Annotated in this window: 10 protein-coding genes and 1 pseudogene; 2 read left to right on the top strand and 9 right to left on the bottom strand. The window is 71.9% G+C overall.

What is annotated here, in order from left to right; all coding sequences use genetic code 11:
* Nucleotides 1–3 precede the first annotated feature (3 nt).
* The 7 genes and pseudogenes from IEY89_RS27380 to IEY89_RS27345 form a co-directional block, all read right to left on the bottom strand.
* A complete protein-coding gene (locus IEY89_RS27380; protein WP_189150174.1) occupies nucleotides 4–1,470 on the bottom strand; it encodes a lysine N(6)-hydroxylase/L-ornithine N(5)-oxygenase family protein in 1,467 nt (488 codons plus the stop codon).
* Complete coding sequence (locus tag IEY89_RS27375) at nucleotides 1,467–2,897, bottom strand: pyridoxal phosphate-dependent decarboxylase family protein (RefSeq protein ID WP_189150173.1); 1,431 nt, start codon at nucleotides 2,895–2,897, stop codon at nucleotides 1,467–1,469. The genes IEY89_RS27380 and IEY89_RS27375 overlap by 4 nt, the downstream gene beginning before the upstream one ends.
* 219 nt (nucleotides 2,898–3,116) lie before the next feature.
* Nucleotides 3,117–5,633 carry an aminopeptidase N gene (gene pepN, locus IEY89_RS27370; RefSeq protein ID WP_189150172.1) on the bottom strand — a complete coding sequence of 839 codons (2,517 nt, stop codon included), beginning with the start codon at nucleotides 5,631–5,633 and terminating at the stop codon, nucleotides 3,117–3,119.
* Between the two features lie 114 nt (nucleotides 5,634–5,747).
* On the bottom strand, nucleotides 5,748–6,296 hold the full coding sequence (locus IEY89_RS27365) for a response regulator (protein ID WP_229695436.1): 549 nt from the start codon (nucleotides 6,294–6,296) through the stop codon (nucleotides 5,748–5,750).
* A 139-nt stretch (nucleotides 6,297–6,435) separates the two neighbouring features.
* Nucleotides 6,436–6,780 (bottom strand): chorismate mutase, encoded by a 345-nt coding sequence (locus tag IEY89_RS27360; protein WP_189150171.1) that lies wholly within the window; start codon nucleotides 6,778–6,780, stop codon nucleotides 6,436–6,438.
* An 86-nt stretch (nucleotides 6,781–6,866) separates the two neighbouring features.
* Nucleotides 6,867–7,296, bottom strand: a pseudogene (locus IEY89_RS27355) (helix-turn-helix transcriptional regulator); the annotation flags it as partial.
* Between the two features lie 535 nt (nucleotides 7,297–7,831).
* Nucleotides 7,832–8,626: a S1 family peptidase gene (locus tag IEY89_RS27345; RefSeq protein ID WP_189150170.1), complete on the bottom strand. Its 795-nt coding sequence runs from the start codon at nucleotides 8,624–8,626 to the stop codon at nucleotides 7,832–7,834.
* Between the two features lie 179 nt (nucleotides 8,627–8,805).
* On the opposite strand from IEY89_RS27345, the gene IEY89_RS27340 reads away from it, so the two are divergent.
* Together IEY89_RS27340 and IEY89_RS27335 are read left to right on the top strand one after the other, a co-directional pair.
* On the top strand, nucleotides 8,806–9,735 hold the full coding sequence (locus tag IEY89_RS27340) for a hypothetical protein (protein WP_189150169.1): 930 nt from the start codon (nucleotides 8,806–8,808) through the stop codon (nucleotides 9,733–9,735).
* A gap of 75 nt (nucleotides 9,736–9,810) precedes the next feature.
* Nucleotides 9,811–10,548, top strand: coding sequence for an ankyrin repeat domain-containing protein (locus IEY89_RS27335; RefSeq protein WP_189150168.1), 738 nt, complete (start codon nucleotides 9,811–9,813; stop codon nucleotides 10,546–10,548).
* A gap of 275 nt (nucleotides 10,549–10,823) precedes the next feature.
* Here the strand turns inward: IEY89_RS27335 and IEY89_RS27330 are convergent, their stop codons facing one another.
* Both IEY89_RS27330 and IEY89_RS27325 read right to left on the bottom strand, forming a co-directional pair.
* The gene (locus IEY89_RS27330) at nucleotides 10,824–11,639 is read right to left on the bottom strand and encodes an SDR family oxidoreductase (protein WP_189150167.1); all 816 of its coding nucleotides are present in this window, start codon (nucleotides 11,637–11,639) and stop codon (nucleotides 10,824–10,826) included.
* 68 nt (nucleotides 11,640–11,707) lie between these two features.
* Nucleotides 11,708–12,865, bottom strand: a complete 1,158-nt coding sequence (locus IEY89_RS27325) for an acetyl-CoA C-acetyltransferase (RefSeq protein ID WP_189150166.1) — start codon at nucleotides 12,863–12,865, stop codon at nucleotides 11,708–11,710.
* Between the last annotated feature and the right edge of the window lie 3 nt (nucleotides 12,866–12,868).

The following is a 12,868-nucleotide window of genomic DNA, read 5'->3' as shown; positions in this document are numbered from 1 at the left end:
GCCTCAGATTCCGTCCACGAGGGGGGTCAGCACATGGTGCTGGCCCTTTTCTCGTTCCTGGCTCTGCCGTGGGGTCGGGACCGCGGGCAGTGGTTGTTCGAGGCCGAAGGTGGTGAAGGCGGTTCTAGTCGGCTGGGGGTAGGGGGCCCGGCCGGTGAGGGAGTTGAGGATGGCGGCGCTGCGCCAGGCGACGAGTCCGAGGTCGGGGGTGCCGACGCCGTGGGTGTGGAGTTCGGCGTTCTGGACGTAGACGTGGCTGCCGGAGCCGGTGATGGCCGGGTCGAGGTCGAGTCTGAACTGTTCGTCGATGCGGGGGCGTTCGGCGTTGTCGCGGCGGAGGTAGGGGTCGAGGCCGGCGAGAATGCGGTCGAGGGGGCGGTCTCGGTAGCCGGTGGCGAGGACGACGGCGTCGGTGGTGAGGCGGGAGCGGCTGCCCTGCTGGGTGTGTTCGAGGTGGAGTTCGACTTTGGTGGTGGCGACGCGGCCGGCGGTGCGGACGCGGACACCGGGGGTGAGGACGGCTTCGGGCCAGCCGCCGTGGAGGGTCCGGCGGTAGAGCTCGTCGTGGATGGCGGCGATGGTGTCGGCGCCGATGCCTTTGTGGAGTTGCCACTGGGCGGCGACGAGGCGGTCGCGTACGGGTTCGGTGAGGGCGTGGAAGTAGCGGGTGTGGTCGGGGGTGAAGTGTTCGAGGCCGAGTTTGGAGTACTCCATGGGGGCGAAGGCCTCGGTGCGTCCCAGCCAGTGGATTTTCTCGCGTCCGGCGGGGCGGTGGCGCAGGAGGTCGAGGAAGATCTCGGCGCCGGTCTGTCCTGAGCCGATGACGGTGACGTGTTCGGCTGTGAGGAGCCGGTCGCGGTGGGTGAGGTAGTCGGCTGCGTGCAGGACGGGCACGGTGGGGGCTTCGACGAGTGGTTTGAGGGGTTCGGGGATGTAGGGCTCGCTGCCGATGCCGAGGACGACGTTCCTCGTGTACGTCCGGCCGAGGGCCTCGGCTTCTCCGTCGGTGTCGAGTTGGGTGAAGTCGATTTCGAACACGTCTCGTTCGGGGTTCCAGCGGACGGCGTCGACCTGGTGGCCGAAGTGCAGTCGGGGCAGGTTCTGGCTGACCCAGCGGCAGTAGGCGTCGTATTCGGCGCGCTGGATGTGGAAGCGCTCGGCGAAGTAGAACGGAAAGAGCCGGTCGCGGCTCTTGAGATAGCTGAGGAACGACCAGGGGCTGGCGGGGTCGGCGAGGGTGACCAGGTCGGCGAGGAAGGGGACTTGGACGGTGGCGCCGTCGATGAGGAGCCCGGGGTGCCAGTCGAAGCGGGGGTGTTGTTCGTAGAAGACGGTGTCGAGGTCGGGGATGGGGTGGGCGAGCGCGGCGAGGGAGAGGTTGCAGGGGCCGATGCCGATGCCGACGAGGTCGTGGGGGGCGTCGGGGGTGGAGGTGGCGGCCGGGTTGTCGGCGGGCGTGGGGGGTGTCATGAGGGGAGGTTTCCTTCCACCAGCTTCAGAAGTGCGGCCAGGTCGTCCGGCCGGGTGTGGGGGTTGAGGAGGGTGACCTTGAGCCAGAGGCGGCCGTCGAGATGGGCGCGGCCGAGGACGGCGCGTCCGTCGTGGAGGAGTTTTCGGCGTACGGCGGCGACGGCGTCGTCGGATGCTCCGGCGGGCCGGAAGAGCACGGTGCTGATGGTGGGCGGGTCGTGGAGTTCGAAGCCGGGGTGGGTCCGGACGAGGCGGGCGAACTCGTGGGCGTGGGCGCAGACCTGGTCGACGAGGGCGCCAAGTCCGTGGCGGCCGAGGGTTTTGAGGGTGACGGCGATCTTGAGGATGTCGGCTCGTCGGGTGGTGCGCAGGGAGCGGCCGAGGAGGTCGGGGAGACCTGCTTCGGTGTCGTCGTCGGCGTTGAGGTAGTCGGCTTGGTGGGCGAGTGCGGCCAGGTCGCTGGGGTTCTTGACGGTGAGGAGGCCTGCGGCGACGGGTTGCCAGCCGAGTTTGTGCAGGTCGAGGGTGACGGTGTCGGCGTGTTCGAGGCCGGCGAGTTGGGTGCGGTGGCGCGCGCTGAAGAGGAGTCCGCCGCCGTAGGCGGCGTCGACGTGGAGCCGGGTGCCGTGGGCGGCGCAGAGGGCGGCGATCTGGGGCAGCGGGTCGATGAGTCCGGCGTCGGTGGTGCCGGCGGTGGCGGCGACGAGGAGTGAGCCGCGGGGGCCCGGCAGCTCGGTGAGGGCTTCGTCGAGGGCGGCGGGGTCGAGGGTGCCGGCGGGGGCGGGGACCACGACGGGTTCGGGGAGGCCGAGGAGCCAGGCGGCGCGGGGCAGGGAGTGGTGGGCGTTGGCGCCGTGCACGAGGCGGACGCCCGGGTGTGTCTCGCGGGCGAGGAGCAGGGCGAGTTGGTTGGCTTCGGTGCCGCCGGTGGTGACGAGGGCGTCCCCTTGCTTTGGAGGCTCGGTTCGCCTCCGGGGCGCTACGGCCGGTGTCTGCTCACTCGCCCTTGCGCCTCCGTAGATCTCGGCGGCGAGGGTCCTCGTGACCAGTGCTTCGAGTTCGGAGGCGGCCGGGGCCTGGTCCCAGGAGTCGAGGGACGGGTTGAGGGCACTGGCGGCGAGGTCTGCGGCGGTGGCGACGGCGAGGGGCGGGCAGTGCAGGTGGGCGGCGCAGTGGGGGTGCGCGGGGTCGGCGGCGCCTTCGGCGAGGGCGCGCACGAGGTCGTACAGGGCGTTGTCGTCGCCCTTGTCGGGCAGGAAGTCACCGGCTGCGGCGCGTATCCGCTGAGCGACGGTTTCGGGTCCGCCGGCCGGGAGGGGGCCGCCGCGCGCGTGTCCACCGTCCGCGAGGGCGCCGAGGACCGTGTCGAGCAAGGGCCGCAGGGCGTCGGGGCCTTCGGCGCCTGAGGCGAGGGGCGGCGTGCGCATGGTGGTCCTCCCGGGGCGCGTGGCTGGGGAGTTCCAGCTTGAACGGGGCTGGGGCGACGCGCCCGGGAAGACCAACGATCGGAACCCGAAAGGGGGTACGGGGCTTGCCGTGGGGAGGGTGTGTGGAGCAGGGGGTGTCCCCGGCCCCACACGGACACCCGTACCGTACGCGGGCCCGTTGCCCGTACCCGTACGTACCCGTTCCGGACGGTGGGGGCGTTACGCCTGCTCCCGCGCTCCTTCCCGTACGCGCAGTGCGCGGTCCAGGTCGTCGAGTTGGTCGGCGAGTTTGCGGCGCAGTGCCGGTATGGGGGCGGCGTCGCGCAGGCACTCCTCGCCGAGGCGGAGGGTGTCGGGGGTGACGGCGTGGGCGGGGAAGGCCCAGCGGCCGGCGGCGTCGGCCATGGCGGGGCCGCGGCCGGCGGCGACGGCGACGGCGTCGGTCCAGTACCGCTTGACGTACTCCTCGGTGAGGTCGGTCTGTTCGGGCTGCCAGAAGCCCTGGGCGGTGGCGACGAAGAGGTAGGTGGAGAGCGCGTCCGAGCTGAACATCTGTTCCCAGGCCCGGAGTTTGGCCTCGGGGTCGGGCAGGGCGGCCCGGCAGCGGGCGGCGCCTTCCTGGCCGGAGGCGCTGGGGTCACGGGCGAGTTCGGCGTCGATCTCCGCCTCGTCGGTGGCGCCGAGGACCGCGAGCCTGGCCAGGACGCGCCAGCGCAGTTCGGGGTCGAGTTCGGGGCCGCCGGGGACCGTGCCGTCGGCGAGCCAGGCGGCGATGGTGTCGGGGTGGGCGGCGACGTCGATGAAGTGGCGTACGGCGATGAGGCGCAGGCCGGGGTGGTCGCCGTCCTCGGTGCGGCGGATGAGGTCGCGGCACAGGGAGGCGAGGGCGGCGAGGGCCGCGGGGCGTTTTTGCGGGGGCAGGTAGCGGTCGGCGACGACGGTCGACGCGAAGGTGAGGACGCCCTGGACGAGGGCGAGGTCCGTTTCGCGCGGGAGGTGGGCGCGGACGGTCTCCAGATAGTCCGCGGGCGGGAGTTGGCCGTCGCGTACGGCGTCGCGCAGGGCGTTCCAGACGACCGCGCGGGTGAGCGGGTCGGGGAGGCCGGAGAGGGCGGTGCGGACGGTCTTGAAGGACTCGGGGTCGAAGCGGACCTTGGCGTAGGTCAGGTCGCCGTCGTTGACGAGGAGCAGGGCGGGGCGCTTGCCGATGGGCTCCGGGGCGTCCTGGGGGACGTCGACGTGGAGGCGCTCGCGGAGGGTGAGCGTGCCGTCGCCGCCGGCGTCGTGGTCGTAGAGGCCCACGGCGACGCGGTGGGGGCGGCTGCCGTCGTGGCGGACGGTGAGGGTGTACCCGCCGGCGTCGCCGTTGGTGAGGCGCGGGGTGAGGGTGTCGACGCCGGTGGTGCGCAGCCAGGCGTCGGCCCAGGCGTGGACGTCGCGTTCGGTGGCGGCGGCCAGGGAGTCGATGAAGTCGGCCAGGGTGGCGTTGCCGAAGCGGTGGCGGGCGAAGTGGGTGTTGATGCCGGCCAGGAAGTCCTTCTCGCCGAGCCAGGCGACGAGTTGGCGCAGGGCGGAGGCGCCCTTGGCGTAGGAGATGCCGTCGAAGTTGACGAGGGCGGCGGCGGTGTCGTCGACGGCCTCGGGGGCGACGGGGTGGGTGGAGGGGCGCTGGTCGGCGTCGTAGCCCCAGGCCTTGCGGGAGACGCCGAAGTCGGTCCAGGTGTCGGTGTAGCGGGTGGCCTCGGTGAGGGTCTGGTAGCCCATGTACTCCGCGAAGGACTCGTTCAGCCAGATGTCGTCCCACCACTGGAGGGTGACGAGGTCGCCGAACCACATGTGGGCCATCTCGTGGGCGATGACCATGGCGCGGGTCTGGCGTTCGGTGTCGGTGACGGCGGAACGGTAGACGAACTCGTCGCGGAAGGTGACGAGGCCGGGGTTCTCCATGGCGCCGAAGTTGAACTCGGGGACGAACGCCTGGTCGTAGGAGTCGAAGGGGTAGGGCTCCTCGAACTTCTCGTGGTAGCGGTCGAAGCACGCGCGCGTGATGTCGAGGAGTTCGTCGGCGTCGGTGTCGAGGTGGGGGGCGAGGGAGCGGCGGCAGTGCAGGCCGAAGGGGAGGCCGCGGTGCTCGCTGCGGACGGAGTGCCAGGGGCCGGCGGCGACGGCGACGAGGTAGGTGGAGATGCGCGGGGTGGGGGCGGCCTGCCAGAGTCCGTCGCTGGTTTCGGTGGTGATGCCGTTGGCGAGGACGGTCCAGCCCTCGGGGGCGCGCACGGTGAACTCGAAGACGGCCTTGAGGTCGGGCTGGTTGAAGTTGGCGAAGACGGCTGCCGCGTCGTCCAGGGACATCTGGGTGTAGAGGTAGGTCTCGTCGTCGACGGGGTCGGTGAAGCGGTGCATGCCCTCGCCGGTGCGGGAGTAGCGCATCGCGGCGTCCACGCGCAGTTCGTGCTCGCCCTCGGCGAGGCCCGTCAGGGGCAGTCGGCCGTCGGTGAGGGTGCCGGTGTCCAGGGGCCGGCCGTCGAGGGTGGCCGATCGCAGCTCGGCGGGCCTGACCTCGACGAACGTGTCCGCGCCGGTGTGGCCCGCCGTCACCGCGAAGCGGATCACGGTACGGGAGTCGAAGGTGTCGTCCCCGGTGGTGAGGTCGAGTTCGACCGTGTACCGGTGGACGTCCAGGAGGGTGGCACGGGCTTGCGCTTCGTCGCGCGTCAGTACGGACATGGAGGACATGCTGCCTGATGCCGCCGACAGGGCACAGGGGCGGATCGGTACACGGCCTTTGTCCGTGCGCGCGCCCCTGCCTCCGTCCGGCCCGTGGGGCCGTTTGCGGGGCTCGGACGCTGCCTACGCGCGGCGGCCCTCCTCCAGTTCCGGGCCGGGGACCCGGGCAGGCCCGTCGTCGGTCCCGCGGGGGTGCGGGAGGGCGGGGCGCAGGGTGTGTTCGGTGAGTACGTCGTGGTCCTTGACTCGGGCGCGCAGTTCCCGCACTTCCTGTTCGAGGGCCAGGTGGCGGCGGTGGGCGTCGTACAGGTAGCGGACCTTGGCGCGCAGGGTCCAGGGGTCGACGGGTTTCATGACGAGGTCGGCGACGCCGAGTCCGAAGGCGGTGGAGGTGAGTTCGGCGTCGGGGCCGAAGCCGGTGAGCAGGACGACGGGGATGCGCTGGGTCTGTTCGAGACGGCGCATGTAGCGCACGACGTCGAGGCCGCTGACGCCGGGCATGCGTACGTCGAGCAGGAGGAGGCCGACCTGGCCGCGCAGTACCTGTTTGAGCGCCTCGTCGCCGCTGGTGGCGCGGGCGAGCAGGTAGCCGAGCGGGGCCAGGGCGCTTTCCAGGGCGTACAGGGTGTCCTCGTGGTCGTCGACGATGAGGATCTTGGCATCCGACGGCATGGCCCGACGTCCCTCCCGTGTGGGCAACCGGCTGGTGCCCGCGCCGCTGACGCGCCGTGCCCGTCAGCTGACTGCGAGTGCACATGGAGTGCACAGCGCAGCATGCCTCCGCGGGGACCCGGCTGTCACGCCCCGGGGGTCAATTCACCGGTGGTTTCACGCCGTTCAGGGCGTCCTCGGCGATGCGCTCGTGGTGTCTGATCACTTCGGCGATGATGAAGTTCAGGAGTTTCTCGGCGAACGCGGGGTCGAGGTTGGCACTTTCGGCCAGTCTGCGCAGGCGGGCGATCTGCTGGGCCTCGCGGTTCGGGTCGGCGGGCGGCAGGTGGTGTGCGGCCTTGAGATGGCCGACCTGCTGGGTGCACTTGAAGCGCTCGGCGAGCATGTGGACGACGGCGGCGTCGATGTTGTCGATGCTCTCGCGCAACCGGCCGAGTTCCGCTCGGATCGCGGGGTCGACTTCACGGTTGTTGCTGGTGGTCATGGGCGTCCACATTACGTGGCGCGGATCGGGCGGGCCGTGGGGCGTCGGGGTTGCGCGGGCTGGGTGGGGTGGACGGGATCCCGGCGTCATGTCGTGTGCGGGTGTTCGATCGTCGGTGGGTCGGCGGGGTCGGGGACGCGGTCGTTCCAGCCGCCCGGGACCGTGCGTCCCTGTCGGGCCCGGAAGTGGGGCCATGCCGACGCGGCGGGTGAAGAGGCGGGAGAAGTACGCGGGGTCGTCGTAGCCGACACGGCGGGCGACGGCGGCGACGGGCAGTTCGGTGGCGGCGAGGGTTCTTTGGGCACGGCCGAGCCGGATGCCGAGGAGGTAGTCCTTGGGGCCGCATCCGGCGCCGCGTCGTACGGCGGTGCGCAGTCCGGCGGGGGTCATGCCGTGCCGGGCGGCGTGTTCGGCGACGCTCAGGGGCCGGCAGGCGTCCCGGGCGAGGGCGGCGAGGACCTGGTCGCCGTCGGGTGCCAGGTCGGCGCGGGTGCGGCACAGGGCGACGAGCAGTTGAGGATCCCGGTCCCCGGGTCCGACTGGCGCTGATCTTTGTCCATGGACGGCGCCGCCGCCAGAGGTGAGGGTGCGCCACCTGAGCGAGTTCACGGTGAGGGACACGGAATTCCCGCCGGCCGGGCGGCCGGTGCGGCTGCTGTCCGGGGCGCCGCACTGGTTCCGGGTGCACGAGGAGCCGCAGGCGCAAGGCCGGCGGTGCCGCGGGCGCTGGGCCTCGACCGCGTGGAGACGTACGTCCCGTGGAACCCGCACGAGCCGCACCCCGGTGACGTCCGCGATGCCGGGCACCGGGCCGGTCCCGGGCGCGGTGCGGGAGGCGGGGCTGTGGGCGATCGTGCGGCCGTCTCTCCCGGAGATCGTGTCGCGGCCGGCCGGCCGGGGCGGACCGGGTGCTGATGGTGCGGGTCGAGAACGAGTACGGCGGTTACGGCGGTTACGGCGGTTACGGCGGTTACGGCGGTTACGGCCAGCCTGGGCGGGAAGTGGCGAGCCGTTTCCGGCGGGACCGGGCGCCCCGCCGGACTCGGTCGCCCTACAGCGCGGACGCCGCCCGGGCTATGTCCTTCGCGAACGTGGACACCTGGGAGTAGACGCCGGGTACGCCGGGCCGGGCGCAGCCGTCGCCCCAGCTGACGATGCCGACCTGGATCCAGGCGCCGGTGTCGTCCTTGCGGAACATGGGCCCGCCGGAGTCGCCCTGACAGGTGTCGACGCCGCCCGCCAGATAGCCGGCGCACAGTTCGTCGCCGGGCACGAGCCGCTTGCCGTAGTGCAGCTTGCAGCCCGCGTCGCTGACGTACGGGACGGTGGCCTTCAGGAGCTTGGTCGTGCCGGTGCCGGCGCTCTCCGAGGTGTCGCCCCAGCCCGCGACGGTGAACGTGCCGCGGTTGTACCGGGTGGTCGTGGCGATCTTCAGCGTGGGCTTGTTGATCGGCCGGGCGAGCTTGATGAGCGCCCAGTCCTTGCCGTTGCCGTCGTAGCCCGGCGCCTGGCGGACCTTGGTCGACTTGACCTTGATCGCACCCGGGGCGTTCAGGTCGGCGACTCCCGCGGTGACGGTGATGCCCGTGTTGGCGCCGGAGCCGTCCAGACAGTGGGCGGCGGTCAGGACGACGTCCTTCTTGTAGAGCGCGCCGCCGCAGCCCATCGAGAGGTGCACGAGCCACGGGAACTCGCTCTGCGCGGCGGGCGTTCCTCCTACGACGGGCGCGGGCGCGGCCTGTGCGGCGAGCGGCTGGAGGCTCCCGATCGCGAGGGCCGCGGCACCGACCGCCGCGGCCCGCTTGACCAGGGAGAGACCTCTTCCGACCGACGAGGTGTGGGTCAACGTACGTCCTTTCGTGGGGGGTGATGACAAAGAACGCAAGTATGAAGATCAGATCGGGTGTGGGACAAGGGCGGATCTCACGTGCCCGCGGCGGAACCGGACGGTCGGAAACCCGCTCTTACCGACAGCTCCCCCGCACGTAGAGTGGAAGAGAGTTCAGGCGTCTTGGGGGTACGGACGTGGCGAACGGCGGACCGGTCGAGCACGGCTATCCGCACCTGGAGACGGTGCGGGCCGCGATCAACGCGCTCTACAAGAGGCTGTCGTACGACACCGTCCAGACCTTCGCCACCAGCGTGGCCCCGGCCGACGTGGCCTTCTGCGACACCGACGACCTGTATCTCGGCGCGCAGCGCGTGGCCCACGAGATGGTGCGCCACTACCGGCTGCCGGACGCGCGCATGATCGTCGGCTTCCGCGAGATGACCCACGCGGCGAACGTCGAACTGGCTGCGGGCCCCGAGTACTTCATCGAGTTGAACGACCGCTTCCGCACCCATCGCAGGGACATCGGCGCGGCCCTCGCGCACGAGGTGATGCACGTCTATCTGCACCGCCTGGACCTGTCCTTCCCCGGGACCCGGGACAACGAGATCCTCACGGACACGGCGGCGGCGTACCTGGGTGCGGGCTGGCTGCTCCTCGACGCCTTCCGCGAGGACGCGGCCTCCTCGCAGAAGCTCGGCTATCTCACACCGGAGGAGTTCGGGTACGTCCTGGCCAAGCGTGCGCTGCTCTTCGACGAGGATCCCGCGATCTGGTTCACCAGTCCGCAGGCGTACACGGCGTACACGGCGGGCATGGAGCTGGCCCGCCGCGACACCCGCCGGCCCCCGCTGACGGCGGCGGGCTGGGCGGGCCGGCGACGGTACGCGCGCGACCGCCGCCATGCCCAGGATCACCCCTCGCCGGACGCGTCACAGCCGGGCGGTGTTCCCTACAGCTTCACCCCGGACTCCACCGACCCCCCTGGTGACCATGACGGCCCCGGTCCGCTGCGGGTCTCTTTCCCCTGTCCGACCTGCCACCAGCGGATCAGGGTGCCGGTGCGGGGGCGGGTACGGGCGCGGTGCGGGGTGTGCCGGACGGTGCTGGAGTGCGACACCTGACGTCGGGGAGGCGTGGGGCACCTCACCCCGAAACCCTTTGCCTCACCGGCCCTTCGCGAGCGAAGGTCGGAAGGTATGAACGGGCAAGAACCGCCTATCGGCAGTGAGCGCGATCTCTTCACAGCGGTGTACGCGGGTGACGAGGACGCGGTCGTACGGCTGCTGCGTCTCGGTATGAGCCCGGAAGCGGTGGACGAGGACGGCCAGACCGCCCTGTACGCGGCGGCGGTGGGCGACGAGCCCGGCATCGTACGGCTGCTGCTGTCCGCCGGCGCCGCGCCCGACCGGCTGAGTACGGGGTCGGACCTCCCTCTGTGCGGGGCGGCCTGCGGCGGACACGCCGAGGTCGTTCGCGCGCTGTTGGCTTCGGGGGCCGCTCCCGACGCGATGGAGGCGTTCGGTTTCACCGCCCTGACCTGGGCCCTGCGATGCGGTCACGCGGCGGTGGCCGAGGCACTGCTGACAGCGGGCGCGGACCCGAACCGCCCCGGCCCGACCGGCGAACCCCCACTGGTCACGGCCGCCCGCCGGGGCTCCCCCGCCTGTGTACGGTCCCTGCTGGCGCACGGCGCCGGGTCGAGGGGGGAGGCGCTGGCGGAGGCCCGCCGCTGGACCTGGTTGGACGTGGCGTCGGAGCTTCGGGCAGGGCTGGGGCGTGCGCATGGGTTCGGCGGGGAGTATGTGATGCGGCGCTGGGCGGAGGGGGTGACCGTCGAGCTCGTGCGGGACGGGAACGTGGTGGCGGGGGTTGATCAGGGGACCGGGCACGCGGAGATCGTGGCGATGTTGGAGGGGGCGCTGGGGATGGGGTGAGGCGCGGCTCGGGCCGTGTTTCCCACCCGCCCATTCACCGCGTCTCACCACCACCGACCGAAACACCCCCACGTACCCGACGACCCCAGCCCAGCCGACACCTCTCCAGCACCACCCCGAACCCCTCCGGCACCGGCCCGCACCCTCAGCCCGTCTGGGGGTCCCCCTCTGGGGAAGTTTGAGGACGAGGCCCGTTCAGGACCGACAGCGGGGGTCTGGGGGCGCAGCCCCCAAGGATGGGACGGGTAGGGGCGGCGGGGGCGAGAAGAAACCCGCTATCGACCACCACCCCTGTTCACGGTCGCCGCGTCCAGAAACGCGGGCCGTTCCCCCCCACCATGCACCAGCAGACTCGCCCCGCTGATGTACGCGGCGGCATCGGAGGCGAGGAACACCGTGGCGGCACCGATGTCGGACGGCTCGGCGAGGCGGCCCGCCGGCACGGTGCGGGCGACGGCGTCGAGGCCGTCGTCACCCCCGTAGTGCAGATGGGACAGCTCGGTGCGGACCATGCCGACGACGAGGGTGTTGACCCGTATGTCGGGCGCCCATTCCACGGCCATCGACCGGGCCAGGTTCTCCAGCCCGGCCTTGGCGGCGCCGTACGCGGCGGTCCCCGGCGAGGGACGGCTCCCGCTCACGCTGCCGACCATCACGACGGACCCCCGAGCCCGTTTCAGATGCTCGTAAGCGGCGAGGGAGACGGTGAGCGGCGTGATCAGATTCAGCTCGATCACCCGAACATGCCGCTCGACATCAGCACCCCCGTCTCCACCTCCACGCCCACCCCCGGCACCGGCACCGGCACCGGCACCGGCACCGGCACCACCCAACGCCCGATAAGGACTTCCCCCCACGTTGTTGACGAGCACGTCGAGGCGAGGCAGCCCCCCGACGAAGTCGTACACGGCGGCCCGGTCCCGCAGATCGACCGCCCTGAACTCCACGCCGGGCAAAGGGACTTCAGGCGGCCGGCGAGCGCAGACCACCACCTCCGCCCCCGCCTCGACGAGGGCTCGCGCGATGCCCGCCCCGACTCCGCGGGTGCCGCCGGTGACAAGGGCGACACGACCACTCAGACGACCGCTCATGGAGCTGTTCACCACGCCGTTCCCAGTGCCGTTCCCAGCGCCGTTCACCGTCCTGTCCCCCGGGCCGTTCAAAGCCGTTCGATGATCGTCACGTTCGCCTGTCCCCCGCCCTCGCACATCGTCTGGAGCCCGAACCGCCCGCCCGTACGCTCCAGTTCGTGCAGAAGGGTCGTCATCAGCTTGACGCCGGTCGCGCCGAGGGGGTGGCCGAGGGCTATCGCGCCGCCGTTGACGTTGACCCGGGCCGGGTCGGCGCCGGTCTCCTTCAGCCAGGCCAGGACGACCGGCGCGAAGGCCTCGTTGATCTCGACGAGGTCGATGTCGTCGATGGACAGGCCGGTCTTCTTGAGGGCGTGGGCGGTGGCCGGGATCGGCGCCGTCAGCATCCGGATCGGGTCCTCGCCCCGTACGGACAGATGGTGGACGCGGGCCCGGGGCCGCAGCCCGTGCTCGCGTACCGCCCGCTCGGAGGCGAGCAGCATCGCGGCGGCGCCGTCGGACACCTGTGAGGAGACCGCGGCGGTGATGGTGCCGCCATCGATGACGGGTTTCAGGCCGGCCATCTTCGCCAGTGAGGTGTCCCGGCGCGGGCCCTCGTCGACGGTCACCGTCTCGTAGGCCACGGTCTCGCGGGCGAAGCGGCCCTCGTCGATGGCCAGGACCGCGCGTTCGTGCGAGCGCAGCGCGAACTCCTCCTGGTCCTGCCTGCTGATGCCCCACTTGGCGGCGATCATCTCGGCGCCGGCGAACTGGTTCACCGGTCGTTCCCCGTACCGGGCCCGCCAGCCCGCGCTGCCCGCGAACGGGCCCTCCGTGAGCCCCAGGGGCAGGGCCGCCTGGCGGGAGGCGAAGGCGATCGGGATCATCGACATGTTCTGGACGCCACCCGCGACGACCAGGTCCTGCGTGCCGGACAGCACGGCCTGCGCGGCGAAGTGCACGGCCTGCTGCGAGGATCCGCACTGCCGGTCGACGGTCACCCCCGGCACCTCCTCGGGCAGCCCGGCGGCCAGCCAGCTGGTGCGGGCGATGTCACCCGCCTGCGGCCCCACCGTGTCCAGACACCCGAAGACGACGTCCTCCACGGCGGCCGGATCCACCCCGGCCCGCGATATGAGCGCCGTCAGCGCGTGCGCGCCCAGGTCCGCCGGATGGACACCGCTCAGACCACCTCCACGCCGCCCGACGGGCGTACGGACCGCTTCGACGATGTAGGCCTCGGCCATGGC

Source organism: Streptomyces lacrimifluminis (assembly GCF_014646095.1).
Taxonomy (GTDB): Bacteria; Actinomycetota; Actinomycetes; order Streptomycetales; family Streptomycetaceae; genus Streptomyces; species Streptomyces lacrimifluminis.
The sequence above is the reverse complement of the archived record's forward strand: the minus strand, read 5'-3'. Positions and strand labels throughout refer to the sequence as shown.